The following is a 16,788-nucleotide window of genomic DNA, read 5'->3' on the forward strand; positions in this document are numbered from 1 at the left end:
TTAGCCGATAAGATAGGTGGCGGTAGCCGTGGCGATATAATCGCCCTGTTGATTGTGCAGTTCCACACGCGCCACGGCGACTTTGTTACCGGCGCGCAGCAGGCTGCTGGTGGCGGTGAAGCGTTCGCCGCGTCCGGGACGCAGATAGTCGACGCGCATATCAATGGTGCCCATGCGTGACAGACGCTGGCGCAGATCCGCTTCGCTGATGCTTTCCTGACGGGTTAACGCATTACTGACGCAGACCATGCCCGCCGCCACATCCAGTACCGACGCGATAACGCCGCCGTGCAGAATCTGCTGCGCCTGGTTGCCCACCAGCATGGTTTTGTTATTGAAGCTGATCTCTGCGTAGTCTGCGTCAAGGCGCATCAGTTCCAGGCCCAGCGCCTGATTAAACGGCATGTGATAAACGAAAATTTCGCCGACCAGCTGGCGAGCGTCCTGCTGTGTCAGCACGGGTGATGACATGATGATGTGTCCTGAAAAAATCGGGCCAGAGGGGCGCGGAATATGAATGAGTTGTGTATTCTATGCCGCCTGCGAGGGTGTTTCCAGTTTAAGAAATCAGCACTCATGCTCACTGCCATTTGCGTGTAGAATGGCCTGCTTTTTACGACACCCTTTCAGTTACTTTGATACGCAGCTGCTCACCGGAGAATTTTATGCGTAAGCATCGCGCCTTGCTGGCGGCAATGTTGATATTTCCTGCGCTGGCGCAGGCGGATGAAGCCCATATTAAAGAGGTTCATGACGCGCCACAGGTTCAGGGCAGCATTATTGCTAACCTGCTGGAGAAGCATGATAACCCGTTTGTTCTCTATCCTTACGAGAACAACTATCTGCTTTATACCTATACCAGCGACCTCAATAAAGAGGCGATCTCCTCCTATAACTGGGGAGAGAATGCCCGCAAAGATGAAGTGAAATTCCAGCTCAGCCTGGCGTTTCCGCTGTGGCGCGGTATTCTGGGCGACAACTCGGTGCTGGCAGCCTCTTACACCCAGCGTTCCTGGTGGCAGCTGTCGAATAGCGCTGAGTCATCGCCATTCCGTGAGACCAACTATGAGCCGCAGATTTTCCTGGGCTGGGCGACCGACTATTCGCTGGCGGGCTGGACACTGCGTGATGTCGAAGTGGGTCTGAATCACCAATCCAACGGACGAAGCGATCCCACCTCGCGCAGCTGGAACCGCGTCTATGCGCGTCTGATGGCAGAGAATGGTAACTTCCTGGCGGAAATCAAACCCTGGTATCGCATCCCTGAAGGGGCGAACAGCGATGATAATCCTGATATCACCAAATATATGGGTTACTACCGCACCCGTCTGGGCTATAAGCTCGGCGACAATATCTTCAGCGTAGAGGGCAACTATAACTGGAACAGCGGTTATGGCGGCGCGACCCTGGGCTGGAGCTACCCTATCACTGAGCACGTTCGCTTCTATACTCAGGTGTTTAGCGGTTACGGTGAATCACTGATCGATTACAACCATCGCCAGACGCGTCTGGGTGTGGGTGTAACACTTAACGACTTGTTCTAATCCATAACGTAAGACAGGAATCGCGTGGCAACCTCGGCAGTTCTTAATCAGGAAGCGCTGGCGCAGCAGGTATTGCAGGATACCTTCGGCTACCAGCATTTTCGTCCCGGTCAGCAGACGATCATCAATGAGGCGCTGAGCGGGCGCGATTGTCTGGTGGTGATGCCCACCGGCGGTGGTAAATCGCTCTGTTATCAGATCCCTGCGCTGGTGCGCGAGGGGCTGACGCTGGTGGTGTCGCCGCTGATCTCGCTGATGAAAGATCAGGTCGATCAGCTGCTGGCGAACGGCGTGGCGGCGGCGTATCTCAACTCCACCATGACGCGCGATCAGCAGCAGACGGTGATGGCCGACTGCCGAACCGGTCGGGTTAAGCTGCTCTACATCGCCCCGGAACGCCTGATGATGGATAACTTCCTGGACAGTCTGGCGCACTGGCAACCGGCGATGCTGGCGGTGGATGAAGCGCACTGTATTTCCCAGTGGGGCCACGATTTCCGTCCGGAATATGGCGCACTCGGCAAGATGCGTCAGCGCTTCCCGGAATTACCGGTAATGGCGCTGACCGCGACCGCGGATGAAACCACCCGCAACGACATCGTTAACCTGCTGCATATGCAGGATCCGCTGATCCAGATCAGCAGCTTTGACCGCCCCAATATTCGCTACACGCTGGTGGAGAAATTTAAACCCACCGATCAGCTGCTGCGTTACGTTCAGGATCAGCGCGGCAAGTGCGGCATTATCTACTGCAACAGCCGGGCGAAGGTGGAAGACACCGCCGCGCGACTGCAAAGCCGGGGGTTCAGCGTTGGAGCCTACCACGCCGGTATCGACAGCGAACAGCGTGGCCGGGTGCAGGAAGCGTTTCAGCGTGACGATCTGCAAATCGTGGTGGCGACGGTGGCCTTTGGCATGGGCATCAACAAGCCCAACGTCCGTTTTGTGGTCCACTTCGATATCCCGCGCAACATCGAGTCCTATTATCAGGAAACCGGGCGGGCCGGACGTGATGGTCTGCCTGCCGAAGCGATGATGCTTTACGACCCGGCCGATATGGCCTGGCTGCGTAAATGTCTGGAAGAGAAAGTGCCCGGACCGCTGCAGGATATTGAGCGTCACAAACTCAACGCCATGGGCGCGTTTGCTGAAGCGCAGACCTGCCGCCGTCTGGTGCTGCTGAACTATTTTGGCGAGGGCCGCCAGCAGCCGTGCGATAACTGCGATATCTGTCTCGACCCACCCAAACGTTATGACGGCCTGGTTGAAGCGCAAAAAGCCCTCTCCAGTATCTACCGCGTGGGTCAGCGTTTTGGTATGGGCTATATCGTTGAGGTGCTGCGCGGGTCCAACAATCAGCGTATCCGTGAGCAGGGTCATGACAAGCTGCCGGTCTATGGACTGGGCAAAGATCAGAGCCACGAACACTGGGTGAGCGTGTTACGTCAGCTAATCCATCTGGGGCTGGTGACGCAGAACATCGCTATGCATTCGGCTCTGCAGCTCACCGAAGCGGCGCGCCCGGTGCTGCGCGGTGAAGTGCCACTGATGCTGGCGGTGCCGCGTTTGATCACCGCAAAAACAAAAAGCAGCAGTCCGGCGAAGTTTCACGGTGGCAACTACGATCGCAAACTGTTCGCCAAGCTGCGTAAGCTGCGAAAAGCGATCGCCGATGAAGAGAATATTCCGCCTTACGTGGTGTTCAATGACGCCACACTGATAGAGATGGCAGAACAGATGCCGGTCAGCGCGTCCGAGATGCTCAGCGTCAACGGCGTGGGTCACCGCAAACTGGAGCGCTTTGGCAAACCTTTCCTGGTGATGATCAAAGAGCATCTTGATGATGAAGAGTAAAGGACACTGATTATGCTGATGTTATTCGCCACTGTGGCGCTGGTGCATCTGGTGGCGCTGATGAGCCCCGGCCCCGATTTCTTTTTCGTGTCACAGACTGCCGCCAGTCGCTCGCGCAAAGAGGCGATGATGGGTGTACTGGGCATTACGCTGGGCATTGTGGTCTGGGCGGGTGTGGCGCTGATGGGGCTGCATCTGATTCTGGAAAAAATGGCCTGGCTGCATCAGATCATCATGGTCGGCGGTGGACTTTATCTGTTGTGGATGGGCTGGCAGCTGATGTGCTCGGCACGTCAGCGTCACAAACAGCCGCAGCAGGATGAGCCGGTGGTTGCGTTGCCGAAACGCGGCATGAGCTTTCTCAAAGGCCTGCTGACGAATCTGTCGAATCCTAAAGCCATTATCTACTTCGGCAGCGTCTTCTCGCTATTTGTTGGCGACGATGTCGGTTCGGCGGAGCGCTGGGGTCTGTTCCTGCTGATTGTCGGTGAAACCTTTGCCTGGTTTACCCTGGTGGCGGCGATTTTTGCGCTGCCGTGGATCCGCGCTAAGTATCAGCGACTGGCGAAATGGGTCGATGGCATGGCCGGCGTACTGTTTGCCGGTTTTGGTATCCACCTGATTCTTTCGCGTTAAACACCGTTTCAGCCCTTATGCCGGAGTGCGCGTTGCGCCTCCGGCAGAAACCTCCCTTGCTGTCGCTTCCTCCAGAGAGTTCGCTTGTGTGACGGATGTCACATTCCAGGGCTCAGGGAGTTTTGCTGTTGCAACCGCAGATAAATCGTCACTCTTTATTAATCATTCATATCCATATCTCCATTAAAGTCGGGAAGCAGGCGCAACGTTTATGGAGAGGATGATGAGAGTGAAGTTCATATTACTGGTGTTGATGACGGCCTGTATCAGCGCCTGCGCCTCGCCTGATGTCGCCCGCAACCCTGCGCCAGAGCCGGGCCAGACCGATGAGGTTACCTCGATCCTGATGCAGACGCTGCCCGATGTCGATCAGACGCAGGGCGAAAGGATTAGCCGGATCTCTGCGACGTTTCTCGGAACACCCTATGAAGCGGATACGCTGATCGGTTCTCCCACGCGTCCGGAAGCGCTGGTGATCAATTTCAACGGTGTGGATTGTTACACGCTGCTTGATTACGTGCAGGCGCTGAGCCGCAGCCACGATCGCGCCAGCTTTGAGGCTAACCTGATTCGGACCCGCTACGCTGGCGGTGAGGTCAGCTACCGGAATCGTCGCCACTTTTTCTCCGACTGGTTTGCCGATAGCCCGCGCAATGCCGATGACGTAACCCGCACCCTTAGCCCGGATACGGTGACGGCGGTGAAGCACCTGAATCGTCAGGCCAGCGGAGCAGAACAGGTGCCCGGTCTGGGTGTGATTGCACGTCGTATCACTTACATTCCGGCCCGGGCGATCACACCGCAGGTGCTGAAGCAGATTCAGACCGGCGATTACGTGGGGGTTTACGCGACCACTCAGAGCCTGGATGTTACGCATGTGGGGATTGCTGTCCGGCATGATGGCCGCTTGTGGTTCAGGAACGCCTCTTCGCTGGCCGTTAATCGAAAAGTTGTCGATGCGCCGTTCAGGGAATATATGCGTTCGAAGCCGGGCATCATTGTGTTGCGTGCGGTTCCACTGACAGCGCCGTAGCGGGGCCAGGGAAGAAGGGATAATCTTTCGCGCCGAATTCGGCGCGTCAGACGTTAAGCGATTTTTCTGGCGCTGGCCAGCAGCGCGCCTACCGCCATAAACAGCCCGCCAAAAATGCGGTTCATTAACTTCATCTGTTTTGGTCCCTTAATCCAGCCCGCAATCCGCGTTGCCAGCGTGGCGTAGCCAATCATCACGATGATATCGACCACAACGGTGGTGACGCCCAGCACCAGATACTGCATAAATAGCGGCTGATGCGGCTGAATAAATTGCGGGAACAGGGCGGCGAGAAAGACGATACTTTTCGGGTTGGTCAGGTTAACCAGCACGGCGCGTTTGAACAGGCGACGACGCGGCATCGCTCTGGCGACTGCATCCAGATCAATGCCACCCGCTGAGCGCCACTGCTGAATACCCAGCCAGACCAGATAGGCCGCACCGGCCCATTTCAGAATCTCAAACGCCAGCAGCGACTGAGAAAACAGCGCGCCCAGACCGATGCCGACCAGCACGATATGCAGCGCCAGGCCGACCTGCAAACCGGAGATAGAGGCCACCGTGCCGCGATAGCCGTGGCTGATACCGGTACTCATGGTGTTGATTGCGCCGGAACCGGGCGACAGGCTGAGAATTGTAGTGGTAAGCAGATAGGTCAGCCACCATTCGATGGTCATGGGTCAGGCTCTCTTTAGTAGCGGAATTGTGACACAATACGCCAGAAATAAGCGCGGCGCTACGGCCTGCGCATGGCATTCAGGACTCTTTATCCGGTCATCAGGAGGGCGAATGAATCAACACAAAGCCAGCTGGCTGCGACGAGAAAAAGCCTTTGCTGCCTTCGCTACCGGGCCACTGCTCGATTTCTGGCACAGCCGCGAAGAGCTTGAGTTTACCGGCGTGGGTAATCTGACGCTGCGCTACGTCCGCTTCACATCACCGCAACACAAGCGTGTGATCCTGATTGTGCCGGGACGCATCGAGAGTTACATAAAATATCCTGAGCTGGCGTACGATCTGTTTCACTGCGGATTTGATGTGGTGATCCTTGACCATCGCGGTCAGGGGCGTTCCGATCGCCTGCTGGAAGATTCACACCGCGGTCACGTGGCGGAATTTACCCATTATGTCGACGACCTTGAAACGCTCTATCTGAAAGAGATTATCAGCGGTCACTACCAGCAGCGCTATGCGCTGGCTCACTCCATGGGCGGCGCAATCTTAACGCTGTTTCTGGCGCGTCAGCCGCAGGCGTTTCATGCGGTCGCGCTGGTGGCGCCGATGTTTGGCATTGCTTTACCGTTGCCCTCTTTTCTGGCCCATCGGATCCTGGACTGGGCGGAGAAGCGTCCGGCGATGCGCGATGGCTATGCGCTCGGCACCGGCCGCTGGCGTGCGCATCCGTTTGGCATTAACCGGCTGACGCACAGCACCGAGCGTTACCGGCGAAACCTGCGCTTTTATGCGGACGATCCGGCGATTCGCGTTGGCGGGCCAACCTACCATTGGGTACGTGAAGGCATCCATGCAGGTCGCAACATCATCAGTCAGGTCGATAAGATCACCACGCCACTGCTGCTGTTACAGGCCAGCGATGATCGGGTGGTCGACAATCGTTCGCAGGACCTTTTTTGTGCCGCGATGGCGGCGGCGGGTCATCCGTGTGAGGGCAATAAGCCACGGGTGATCGACGGTGCGCGTCATGAGATCCTGTTTGAAAAGGATGAGATGCGCGCCGAAGCACTCAATGCAGTGGTCGACTTCTTTTCCTCGCACCACTGACGTTATTTATCCGACCGGTTAAGGCCGGCAGAACCAGATACCCGAGGTTTTCATGTATCACATCGTTGCATCCGATCTGGATGGCACGCTGCTTTCTCCCGAACATCGTCTGACCCCTTTTGCGCGTGAAACGCTGCAGCAGCTGGTCGCGAAAGATATTCACTTTATATTCGCCACCGGCCGTCATCATATCGATGTCGGACAGATGCGCGACAGCCTGGCGATTCCGGCCTATATGATCACCTCAAACGGCGCGCGCGTGCACAACGCAGAGGGCGAACTGGTGTTCAGTCATAATCTGGATGAGGATATCGCCAGCGATCTGTTTGGCCTGCAATATCATCACAGCGATATTCTGACCCACGTTTACCGCGACGATGAGTGGTTTGTCAGCCGCTCAAGCCCGGCTGAGCAGGACTATTTCCGCGAGTCGGTGTTCAACTATCAGGTCTATGAGCCGGGTCTGCTGCCAACCGATAATATCAGCAAGGTCTTTTTCACCTGCGAAAATCCCGAGCATCTGATCCCGATGGAACAGGCGATTGAAGCGCGCTGGGGCGATCGGGTTAACGTCAGTTTCTCACTGCCTACCTGTCTGGAAGTGATGGCGGGCGGCGTGTCGAAAGGGCATGCGCTGGAAGCGGTAGCGAAAACGCTGGGCCATTCACTGGAAAGCTGTATCGCCTTTGGCGACGGCATGAACGATGTGGAGATGCTGAGCATGGCGGGTAAGGGCTTTATCATGCAGAACGCCCATCAGCGGTTGAAAGATACGCTGCCGGAGCTGGATGTGATCGGTTCAAATGCCGATGATGCCGTGCCGCAGACGCTGCGCACGCTCTATCTTGCTTAAGCCGTCAGCGCAAAAAAAGGGCCGGATATCCGGCCCTTTTTTTATTGCCGTCAGGCAGGGGTCTTTTTGTGTTTGTGTTCGCTGACCATGGTCAGTAACAGCAGGATAACCGCCAGCACACAGCCAGCAATCATCACCATGAAGCCGCCGTCCCAGCCGAAGTAATCGACGGTGTAACCGACAATGGCGCTGGCCGCCACCGATCCACCCAGATAGCCGAACAGGCCGGTGAAGCCCGCCGCTGTCCCCGCCGCTTTTTTCGGGGCCAGCTCCAGCGCGTGCAGACCAATCAGCATCACCGGACCGTAGATCAGGAAGCCAATCACAATCATACAGGCCATATCGACGCCAGGATTGCCCGCCGGGTTAAGCCAGTAGATCACGGTCGCGATGGTTACCAGCGTCATAAAGAACACCCCGGTCGCACCGCGATTACCGCGGAACACTTTGTCCGACATCCAGCCGCACAGCAGCGTTCCGGGGATCCCCGCATACTCATACAGGAAGTAAGCCCACGACGATTTATCCAGCGTGAAGTGTTTTACTTCTCTGAGATAGGTCGGCGACCAGTCGAGAATGCCGTAGCGCAGCAGATAAACAAACACGTTGGCCAGCGCGATGTACCACAGCAGCTTGTTCGGCAGCACATATTTCATGAAGATCTGTTTAGCCGTCAGCTCCTCTTCGTGGCTGGCATCATAGTCGGGCGGATAGTCGTTTTTGTACTCTTCAATCGGTGGCAGACCACAGGATTGCGGCGTATCACGCATCAGCGCAAAGGCCAGAATCGCAATGGCGATGGCGCCAAACGCCGGCATATAGAGTGCCGCTTTCCAGTCGTTGAACCACGCCATACCGAGCAGGAACAGCAGAGGCGGAATACCGCCGCCGACATTATGGGCGCAGTTCCAGACCGAAACGATCCTGCCGCGCTCTTTCTGCGACCACCAGTGAACCATGGTACGTCCACAAGGTGGCCAGCCCATGCCCTGGAACCAGCCGCAGATAAACAGCAGCACGAACATCACCATAATGCTGGAGGTGGCCCAGGGAACGAATCCCATGATCAGCATCACTGTCGCAGCCAGAATCAGGCCTGCCGGTAAGAAGACGCGCGGGTTTGAGCGGTCAGAGACCGATCCCATGATGAATTTTGAAAAGCCGTAGGCGATGGATATGCCGGATAAGGCAAAACCGAGATCGCCACGTGAAAAACCCTGCTCTACCAGGTAGGGCATGGCGAGTGCGAAGTTTTTTCTGACCAGATAGTAGGCGGCGTAACCAAAGAAGATCCCGATGAAAATTTGCCAGCGCAGACGACGGTAGAGCGGATCAACGTGATCCTCCGCCACCTGCGGCTGACGTGGTGCAGGTTTAAAAATGCTCAGCATCAGTGAGGCCCTCCAGGGCACATTATGGTTTTTAATTCCCAGCAGGTTGGGGCAGGAAAAGAGCAGAAGAAAATGGACGCAGAATGTTCCATTTCGCGCAAAGAATAGTGTTAGTTGCGCAACGTTACTGTGATGAATGACACATTTGTTACACTTTTATTACATTCTGGAGCGGAAGTGATCATGCGATGGATCATTTCGCGCATTTTATCTGGCTGAAAGATCTTTATGCAGACAGTTATGTCAGTAAGCGAAAGCCCTTTCCGATGGCTATTCTGATCGCCTGGTTTGTAATCAGATGTCAACCAGATTTCACAGCCTGATGGCAGCACATTGTTTACACTGACGGCCTGTTAATTTCGGGGTCGTCACCGTGTTTTTATTGATTATTACCACCATTCTGTGGGCCTTTTCGTTCAGTCTGATTGGCGAATACCTTGCCGGGCAGGTGGACAGTTGGTTCTCTGTACTGATGCGACTGGCGCTGGCTGCGCTGGTATTTTTACCTTTCCTGCGCTGGCGTGGTCATCGCCCTTCAACGCTGTTGCTTTACATGCTGGTCGGGATGCTGCAGTTGGGCGTGATGTATCTGCTGAGTTTCGAAGCCTATCTCTACCTTAGCGTGTCGGAATTCCTGCTGTTTACGGTGATGACGCCGCTTTATGTGACGCTGATTTACGATCTGATCAGCCGTCGTCCACTGCGCATCGGCTATATCTTCAGTGCACTGCTGGCTGTGGCAGGTGCGGCCATTATTCGCTATGACAAAGTCAGCGATCATTTCTGGTTTGGTCTGCTGTTAGTGCAACTGGCAAATATCTGCTTTGCGGCGGGAATGGTGGGCTATAAGCGTCTGCAGGAGACCCGCCCGATGCCGCAGCACACGGCCTTCTCCTGGTTCTATCTGGGTGCGGTGTTGATTGCGGTGATCGCCTGGTGTGCCTGGGGCAATCCGCAGAAGTTGCCGACCACCTCATTGCAGTGGGGCATTCTGGTCTGGCTGGGCATTGCGGCTTCCGGTCTCGGCTATTTTATGTGGAATTATGGTGCGACCCAGGTCGATGCCGGCACGCTGGGCATTATGAATAACATGCACGTTCCTGCCGGGCTGCTGGTGAATCTGGCTATCTGGCAGGAGAAACCGCACTGGCCAAGCTTTATTGCGGGCGCGCTGGTGATCCTCGCCTCGCTGTGGGTGCATAAGCGCTGGGTGGTGGGACGCGGTGACCGATCATAAACAGGGCTGCAACAGGGGTGCGGCCTCCCGGGCTGGCGCGTCCGATCGCGAAGGAATCTCACATCCCTGTGGATCGGCCGGGCCATCCCTGGCCCGGACGCTTCGCTCTTCAGACGCGCCAGCCCTGGAGACTTAACAGCATCATCGCAGTTGAACCAAGGGCTCAGAGCGAATATGAAGGAGGGGATGGAGCGCTGAAACGTAGAGCATTCGCGATGGAGCTGGCGTGTGCGATCGCGAAGGAATCTTCCAGGATGGTTCAGAAATGCTCCCGGCGCTTTTTTCCCCTGCGACGAAGGCTCTACCGATGACCCGCTTTCACTCCCCAGGGCTGGCCTGGTGTTGCTAATTAAAAAGCCATGAAGAAGCTTAAGGGAAGAGGTGGCGCAACTGAGGAGCAAAGCGTCCGAGCCAGGGATGGCGAGGCCGTGCTGCATGGATGCAGGCTTTCTTTGCGATCAGATGCGCCACTTCTGACCACGCAGGTACCCGAAGCGATCAGCCACAGACGTTAAGCAGGCTTTTCACTCTTAGGACGCTGAATCATCGCCAGCCCTTTCAGGAAGTTACGCAGAATCTGATCGCCGCATTCGCGATAGTTCTTATGATCAGGTTTGCGGAAAATCGCACCAATCTCAGCCTGTGAAACGGTAAAATTCACGCGTTTCAGTACATCAGGAATGTCGGTGGTTTTCAGATCAAAAGCGATACGCAGCTTTCTCATGAAGATGTTATTGGTCATCTTGCGCTCAATCGACGGCGCGGGCGCATCTTCACTTTTGCCGCGACGGTAGAAGATCAGGCCATTCAGGAAATAACCCATCAGCACATCGGGGCAGGGACGGAACGCAGCATCGTCATCTTTTTTCAGCCACGCCTGAATATCCGCCAGCGGCACGTCACATTGCGCCAGCGCAAAAATCTCCACCATTTTGGCATCGCTCAGGTTGAGCATATAGCGCACGCTGCGCAGAATATCATTGTTAGTCATGGTGAAATCTTCTCGTGGTCAGTCGACAGGCTGCGCATTATAGGGGATTTTGCCCGCCTTCGCGCAGGTTTGTGCCCGCCAGATTATCGCTGCAACACCGCACCGGGCAGCGCGGCGTCGCGCACAAAAGGCAGATGCTCACAGGCGTGCTGACGGGCAAAGCGGATAAACGCTTCCAGCACCGGCTGACGTTGCTCCCCTTCGCGCACGGCCGCATAAAGACGGCTCCACAGGCCATCGCCCAGCGTGCGGGTGACCACCAGACCCTGCTTCTCAAAACTCTCCACCACCCAGTGCGGCAGCGCGGCAATCCCCATACGTGCCGAGACCATCTGAATCATCAGCAGGGTGTTATCCACACTTTTCAGTGCCGGACTGACGCCTGCGGGCTGCAGGAAGTGACGCCAGATATCCAGACGCTGACGCTGCACCGGATAGATCATCAACACCTCATCGGCTAGATCTTCCGGCGAAATCTGCTCAACCTGCGCCAGCGGGTGATCCGTTGCCAGCACCAGCCGCACTTCATAATCAAACATCGGGGAGTAGAACAGACCCGAGCGCGCCAGGATATCGGAGGTCAGCACCACATCCAGCTCACCCTGTTGCAGGGCGGGTTGAGGATCAAAGGTCACGCCCGATTTGAAATCCATCACCACCTGCGGCCAGCTCTGACGGAATTTATCCAGCGCGGGGGTCAGCCACTGAATGCAGCTATGGCACTCTATTGCCACCCGCAGCGTGGTCTGATGTGGCTCATGGCAGGCCTGCAATGCCTGCTGAATCTGCGGCAGCACCTGCTCTGCCAGCTGCAGCAGAATATCGCCCTGCGGCGTAAAGCGCAGCGGCTGACTTTTACGCACGAACAGGCGGAATCCCAGCCGCTGCTCCAGATCGCTGAACTGATGAGACAACGCCGATTGCGTCTGATGAAGCTGGGCCGCCGCCGCCGCCAGCGAGCCCGTATTGCGCAGAGCCTGAAGCGTCCGCAGGTGCTTGAGTTCGATCATGAGAGTCCTTCACATCGAAAATGAACATATTGCGCTTGAGCAATATACAGTACCCGCAGAGTATAGCAGTGTAAACATCTGGACGGCTAAACATCTTTGGCTGCCCATTTCAGCCAAAGTGAAAGATTATCTGGAGAACAGCATATGACTATCCTGAACCATACCCTCGGCTTTCCCCGTATTGGCCTGCGCCGTGAACTGAAAAAAGCGCTGGAGAGTTACTGGGCTGGCGACAGCACGCAGCAGGCGTTACTGGCGACGGGCCGTGAGCTGCGTGCGCGACACTGGCAACAACAGAAAGAAGCGGGCGTCGATCTGCTGCCGGTCGGCGATTTCGCCTGGTATGACCATGTGCTGACCACCAGCCTGATGCTGGGCAACGTGCCCGCGCGTCATCAGAACAAAGCAGGCACTGTGGACCTCGACACCCTGTTCCGCCTGGGACGCGGTCGTGCGCCGACCGGCGAGCCTGCGGCGGCGGCAGAAATGACCAAATGGTTTAACACCAACTATCACTACATGGTGCCGGAGTTTACCCAAGGGCAGACGTTTAAACTGACCTGGACCCAGCTGCTGGATGAGGTGGATGAGGCACTGGCGCTGGGACACAACATCAAGCCAGTGCTGCTGGGGCCGGTGACGTATCTGTGGCTGGGTAAAGTGAAGGGTGAGCCGTTTGAACGTCTGTCGCTGCTGGAGGGAATTCTGCCGGTCTATCAGCAGGTGCTGGCGGAACTGGCTAAGCGCGGCATCGAATGGGTACAGATTGATGAACCCGCTCTGGCACTGGAGTTGCCGCAGACGTGGCGCGAAGCCTTCCAGCCGGCGTATGACGCACTGCAGGGTCACAGCAAACTGCTGCTGACCACCTATTTTGACAGCATCGGCCAGAACATTGATGTGATTCGTGCGCTGCCGGTGCAGGGGCTGCATGTCGATCTGGTCCATGGTCGTGATGATATTCAGCAACTGAATCAGCAACTGCCCGCCAGCTGGCTGCTGTCGCTCGGCGTGATCAACGGACGCAACGTCTGGCGCGCCGATCTGAGCCGCTGGTTCAGCCGCTTGCAACCGCTGACCAGAGCGCGTGAACAGGTGTGGATCGGCTCCTCCTGCTCGCTGCTGCATAGCCCTATCGACCTGAGCGTCGAGACCCGTCTGGATGATGAAGTCAAAAGCTGGTTCGCCTTTGCGCTGCAGAAATGTGCCGAGCTCTCGCTGCTGAGTCAGGCACTCAACAACAACGATGCGACGGCGCTGGAAGCCTGGAGCGCACCGGTACACGCCCGTGCTCACTCCCGCCGCGTGCATAATGCGGCGGTGGGCCAGCGTATTAAGGCCATTACCCCACAGCACAGTGAACGCCAGAGCGCTTATCCGGTGCGGGCGGTCCTGCAGCGTCAGCGTTTTAATCTGCCAGCCTGGCCTACCACCACCATCGGCTCTTTTCCGCAGACCACTGAAATTCGCGGCCTGCGCCTCGACTTTAAACAGGGCCGGCTCGACAGTAACCATTACCGCACCGGCATCGCGGAGCACATTAAGCAGGCGATTCTCGAACAGGAGCGGCTGGGGCTGGATGTGCTGGTGCACGGTGAAGCGGAACGTAACGACATGGTTGAGTACTTCGGCGAACATCTGGAGGGGTTTGTCTTCACACAGAATGGCTGGGTTCAGAGCTACGGTTCACGCTGTGTGAAACCGCCTGTCATTATTGGCGATGTCAGTCGTCCGGAGGCGATCACCGTTGAGTGGGCCAGATATGCCCAGTCGCTGACCAACAAGCCGGTAAAAGGGATGCTGACCGGTCCGGTAACCATCCTCTGCTGGTCATTCCCGCGTGAAGATGTGTCACGCGAAACCATCGCGAAACAGATCGCGCTGGCGCTGCGTGATGAAGTCGAAGACCTGGAGAAGGCGGGCATCGGGATTATCCAGATTGATGAGCCTGCGCTGCGTGAAGGTCTGCCACTGCACCAGTCTGAATGGGCTGCCTACCTGAACTGGGCGGTGGAGGCCTTCCGACTGAATGCGGCGGTGGCGCGGGATGAAACCCAGATTCATACCCATATGTGTTACTGCGAATTTAACGACATTATGGATGCTATCGCGGCGCTGGATGCCGATGTGATCACCATCGAAACCTCGCGATCTGACATGGACCTGCTGGAGGCGTTTGAGAACTTCGACTACCCGAATGAAATCGGTCCCGGCGTCTACGACATCCATTCGCCTAACGTCCCCAGCGTGGAGTGGATAGAAGAACTGTTGCTGAAGGCGGCGAAACGTATTCCGGAAGCGCGTCTGTGGGTGAACCCGGACTGCGGTTTGAAAACACGGGGCTGGACGGAAACGCGTCAGGCGCTGGCGAACATGGTGACGGCGGCGAAGAAATTGCGTGGAGAAACGGCGTAGGGAATCGGGTCTGGTGGACGAAAAAATCAGGGGCGCAGACGCGCCCCTTTTTCATTTACTACGATGCAACACCATACTGCCTGAACCAGGCCAGCATCCGCTGCCAGCCATCATTGGCAGATTCAGCATGGTAGCTTGCACGATAGTCAGCATTAAAGGCATGGCCCGCTTCGGGATAGACGATGATCTCTGCGGTTGCATTGGCGGCATGCAGTGCCTGACGCATCTGCTCGACGCTCTCCAGCGGGATACCCTCATCCTGGCCACCATACAAACCTAATACTGGCGCATTCAGGTCGACCGCAATATCAATAGGATGCTTCTGCTGCTTCAGCGTACGCTCACCGGTCAGTCGTCCATACCACGCCACGGCGGCGCGCAGTTGCGGGTTATGCGCGGCGTAGAGCCAGCTGATTCGGCCACCCCAGCAAAAACCGGTGATGCCCATGCGACGAATATCGCCGCCGTTGCGTGCGGCCCAGTTGGCGGCATGATCGAGATCGGCCAGCACCTGGCTGTCAGGCACTTTGCTGACCAGCTCGCTGAACAGCGTCGGGATATCATTATACTCAGCGGGATCGCCCTCGCGGAAATAGAGCTCAGGCGCAATCGCCAGATAGCCTTCCAGCGCCAGGCGGCGGCAGATATCCCGGATGTGTTCATGCACACCAAAGATCTCCTGCACGACCAGTACGACTGGCCACGGGCCTTCCGCTGACTGGGGTTTTGCAAAGAATGCCGGCATATTTTCGCCCTGGCTGGGCACTGAGGTTTCACCCGCGTGAATCGCCGGGCTGTCGGTAATGATGGTGGTGGAGGCGGTGGGCTGCACGGCAGGGGCAAAGCCGCCCGGCGCCGGTTTTTGTGCCATATTATCACTGGGTTTCATTATTCTCTCCGTGCAAGCATTTGCGCAATCACGTAACTATAGCCTGGCCGGAAAGCGTATGCGCCAGGTGTCGGGTCACAGAATCAGCAGCGAATAAAATCATCCTTCTCTTTAACATTGCGCAGACCCTGACACAGCCCCACCGAGAGCTATCCGCACCAGGAAGATGCTATTGTGTGATTGTTGTCACAATTTATCTTTCGGGAAATGTAACTTTCATTTTCTTAAGTGAATGTTGTCACATATTTATTGGGCGTGCTGGCGTAGAGTGGCGCGCTACCTTCCCTTAACAGGAGTCTGAAAATGACACAGTCTGACGTTTTCCATCTTGGCCTGACCAAAGCCGATCTGCAGGGCGCCACCCTGGCGATTGTGCCGGGCGATCCGGAGCGCGTGAAGAAAATTGCCGGACTGATGGAAGATGCCACGCATCTCGCCTCACACCGTGAATTTACCTCCTGGCTGGCAAAAATTGATGGTAAGCCGGTCGTGGTCTGCTCAACCGGCATTGGCGGTCCTTCGACCTCGATTGCGGTCGAAGAGCTGGCACAGCTTGGCGTACGTACCTTCCTGCGTGTCGGTACCACGGGCGCTATCCAGCCGCATATCAATGTCGGCGATGTGCTGGTGACCACCGCATCCGTTCGCCTTGACGGGGCCAGCCTGCATTTTGCGCCGATGGAGTTTCCGGCAGTGGCTGATTTCGCCTGCACCACCGCGCTGGTTGCCGCCGCAGAAGCTTGTGGCGCGAAAACGCATATTGGCATCACGGCCTCTTCTGACACCTTCTATCCGGGTCAGGAGCGCTACGACACCGTCTCAGGCCGCGTAGTCAGTCGCTTCAGGGGATCGATGAAAGAGTGGCAGGAGATGGGCGTTCTCAACTATGAGATGGAATCCGCTACACTGTTAACCATGTGCGCCAGCCAGGGTCTGCGAGCCGGCATGGTGGCGGGCGTGATTGTGAACCGCACTCAGAAAGAGATCCCGGATGCGGTCACCATGAAACAGACAGAAAGTGACGCAGTGAAGATTGTGGTCGAAGCGGCGCGTCGCTTACTATAACGACCGCGTCTGGCAGCAGGTTTTTTGTCCAGACTCAAAATCTGCTGCCGGTAGTTAACGGCGCGTAATATCAGTGAAACCTGAGAGT

At 56.6% G+C, this 16,788-nt stretch carries 15 protein-coding genes; 9 read left to right on the forward strand and 6 right to left on the reverse strand.

What is annotated here, in order from left to right:
• Positions 1 to 471: a thioesterase family protein gene (locus tag HFD94_RS15545; RefSeq protein ID WP_010257304.1), complete on the reverse strand. Its 471-nt coding sequence runs from the start codon at positions 469 to 471 to the stop codon at positions 1 to 3.
• A gap of 194 nt (positions 472 to 665) precedes the next feature.
• Between HFD94_RS15545 and pldA the strand changes: the two genes are divergently transcribed.
• From pldA to HFD94_RS15565, 4 genes are all read left to right on the forward strand, one after another.
• On the forward strand, positions 666 to 1,544 hold the full coding sequence (gene pldA, locus HFD94_RS15550; protein ID WP_010257301.1) for a phospholipase A: 879 nt from the start codon (positions 666 to 668) through the stop codon (positions 1,542 to 1,544).
• Between the two features lie 24 nt (positions 1,545 to 1,568).
• The gene (gene recQ / locus HFD94_RS15555) at positions 1,569 to 3,398 is read left to right on the forward strand and encodes an ATP-dependent DNA helicase RecQ (protein ID WP_167433278.1); all 1,830 of its coding nucleotides are present in this window, start codon (positions 1,569 to 1,571) and stop codon (positions 3,396 to 3,398) included.
• 12 nt (positions 3,399 to 3,410) lie between these two features.
• Complete coding sequence (rhtC, locus tag HFD94_RS15560; RefSeq protein ID WP_010257296.1) at positions 3,411 to 4,034, forward strand: threonine export protein RhtC; 624 nt, start codon at positions 3,411 to 3,413, stop codon at positions 4,032 to 4,034.
• 223 nt (positions 4,035 to 4,257) lie between these two features.
• Complete coding sequence (locus HFD94_RS15565) at positions 4,258 to 5,067, forward strand: DUF1460 domain-containing protein (protein WP_029519696.1); 810 nt, start codon at positions 4,258 to 4,260, stop codon at positions 5,065 to 5,067.
• A gap of 53 nt (positions 5,068 to 5,120) precedes the next feature.
• On the opposite strand, the gene rhtB is transcribed toward HFD94_RS15565, so the two are convergent.
• Positions 5,121 to 5,744, reverse strand: a complete 624-nt coding sequence (rhtB, locus tag HFD94_RS15570; protein ID WP_010257290.1) for a homoserine/homoserine lactone efflux protein — start codon at positions 5,742 to 5,744, stop codon at positions 5,121 to 5,123.
• Positions 5,745 to 5,856: 112 nt separating this feature from the next.
• Between rhtB and pldB the strand changes: the two genes are divergently transcribed.
• Both pldB and yigL read left to right on the forward strand, forming a co-directional pair.
• Positions 5,857 to 6,849: a lysophospholipase L2 gene (gene pldB, locus HFD94_RS15575; RefSeq protein ID WP_010257288.1), complete on the forward strand. Its 993-nt coding sequence runs from the start codon at positions 5,857 to 5,859 to the stop codon at positions 6,847 to 6,849.
• A gap of 52 nt (positions 6,850 to 6,901) precedes the next feature.
• Positions 6,902 to 7,702 (forward strand): sugar/pyridoxal phosphate phosphatase YigL, encoded by an 801-nt coding sequence (gene yigL, locus HFD94_RS15580; RefSeq protein WP_010257286.1) that lies wholly within the window; start codon positions 6,902 to 6,904, stop codon positions 7,700 to 7,702.
• Positions 7,703 to 7,752: 50 nt separating this feature from the next.
• Here the strand turns inward: yigL and glpT are convergent, their stop codons facing one another.
• A complete protein-coding gene (glpT, locus tag HFD94_RS15585; RefSeq protein WP_010257284.1) occupies positions 7,753 to 9,093 on the reverse strand; it encodes a glycerol-3-phosphate transporter in 1,341 nt (446 codons plus the stop codon).
• Positions 9,094 to 9,466: 373 nt separating this feature from the next.
• Here glpT and HFD94_RS15590 point away from each other — a divergent pair, with 373 nt between their 5' ends.
• On the forward strand, positions 9,467 to 10,330 hold the full coding sequence (locus HFD94_RS15590) for a carboxylate/amino acid/amine transporter (protein ID WP_033773271.1): 864 nt from the start codon (positions 9,467 to 9,469) through the stop codon (positions 10,328 to 10,330).
• A gap of 511 nt (positions 10,331 to 10,841) precedes the next feature.
• Here the strand turns inward: HFD94_RS15590 and HFD94_RS15595 are convergent.
• Positions 10,842 to 11,321 carry a DUF1456 family protein gene (locus tag HFD94_RS15595; protein WP_010257278.1) on the reverse strand — a complete coding sequence of 160 codons (480 nt, stop codon included), beginning with the start codon at positions 11,319 to 11,321 and terminating at the stop codon, positions 10,842 to 10,844.
• Between the two features lie 83 nt (positions 11,322 to 11,404).
• Positions 11,405 to 12,331, reverse strand: coding sequence for an HTH-type transcriptional regulator MetR (metR, locus tag HFD94_RS15600; RefSeq protein WP_003854400.1), 927 nt, complete (start codon positions 12,329 to 12,331; stop codon positions 11,405 to 11,407).
• Positions 12,332 to 12,475: 144 nt separating this feature from the next.
• On the opposite strand from metR, the gene metE reads away from it, so the two are divergent.
• The gene (gene metE, locus HFD94_RS15605) at positions 12,476 to 14,746 is read left to right on the forward strand and encodes a 5-methyltetrahydropteroyltriglutamate--homocysteine S-methyltransferase (protein WP_167433279.1); all 2,271 of its coding nucleotides are present in this window, start codon (positions 12,476 to 12,478) and stop codon (positions 14,744 to 14,746) included.
• Between the two features lie 58 nt (positions 14,747 to 14,804).
• Here metE and HFD94_RS15610 read toward each other — a convergent pair whose 3' ends face one another.
• Entirely contained in the window at positions 14,805 to 15,635 is an 831-nt protein-coding gene (locus HFD94_RS15610; RefSeq protein ID WP_167433280.1) for a dienelactone hydrolase family protein, read from the reverse strand.
• A gap of 303 nt (positions 15,636 to 15,938) precedes the next feature.
• Between HFD94_RS15610 and udp the strand changes: the two genes are divergently transcribed.
• Entirely contained in the window at positions 15,939 to 16,700 is a 762-nt protein-coding gene (gene udp, locus HFD94_RS15615) for a uridine phosphorylase (RefSeq protein WP_010257266.1), read from the forward strand.
• The last annotated feature ends 88 nt before the right edge of the window (positions 16,701 to 16,788 follow it).

This window comes from Pantoea sp. EKM20T, assembly GCF_011800485.1.
Taxonomy (GTDB): Bacteria; Pseudomonadota; Gammaproteobacteria; order Enterobacterales; family Enterobacteriaceae; genus Pantoea; species Pantoea agglomerans.

Bases quoted from the DNA above. Each gene is read 5' to 3' on its own strand.
- HFD94_RS15545 (WP_010257304.1), bottom strand. From the start codon at position 471: ATGTCATCACCCGTGCTGACACAGCAGGACGCTCGCCAGCTGGTCGGC.
- pldA (WP_010257301.1), top strand. From the start codon at position 666: ATGCGTAAGCATCGCGCCTTGCTGGCGGCAATGTTGATATTTCCTGCG.
- rhtC (WP_010257296.1), top strand. From the start codon at position 3,411: ATGCTGATGTTATTCGCCACTGTGGCGCTGGTGCATCTGGTGGCGCTG.
- HFD94_RS15565 (WP_029519696.1), top strand. From the start codon at position 4,258: ATGAGAGTGAAGTTCATATTACTGGTGTTGATGACGGCCTGTATCAGC.
- rhtB (WP_010257290.1), bottom strand. From the start codon at position 5,744: ATGACCATCGAATGGTGGCTGACCTATCTGCTTACCACTACAATTCTC.
- pldB (WP_010257288.1), top strand. From the start codon at position 5,857: ATGAATCAACACAAAGCCAGCTGGCTGCGACGAGAAAAAGCCTTTGCT.
- yigL (WP_010257286.1), top strand. From the start codon at position 6,902: ATGTATCACATCGTTGCATCCGATCTGGATGGCACGCTGCTTTCTCCC.
- glpT (WP_010257284.1), bottom strand. From the start codon at position 9,093: ATGCTGAGCATTTTTAAACCTGCACCACGTCAGCCGCAGGTGGCGGAG.
- HFD94_RS15595 (WP_010257278.1), bottom strand. From the start codon at position 11,321: ATGACTAACAATGATATTCTGCGCAGCGTGCGCTATATGCTCAACCTG.
- metR (WP_003854400.1), bottom strand. From the start codon at position 12,331: ATGATCGAACTCAAGCACCTGCGGACGCTTCAGGCTCTGCGCAATACG.
- metE (WP_167433279.1), top strand. From the start codon at position 12,476: ATGACTATCCTGAACCATACCCTCGGCTTTCCCCGTATTGGCCTGCGC.
- HFD94_RS15610 (WP_167433280.1), bottom strand. From the start codon at position 15,635: ATGAAACCCAGTGATAATATGGCACAAAAACCGGCGCCGGGCGGCTTT.
- udp (WP_010257266.1), top strand. From the start codon at position 15,939: ATGACACAGTCTGACGTTTTCCATCTTGGCCTGACCAAAGCCGATCTG.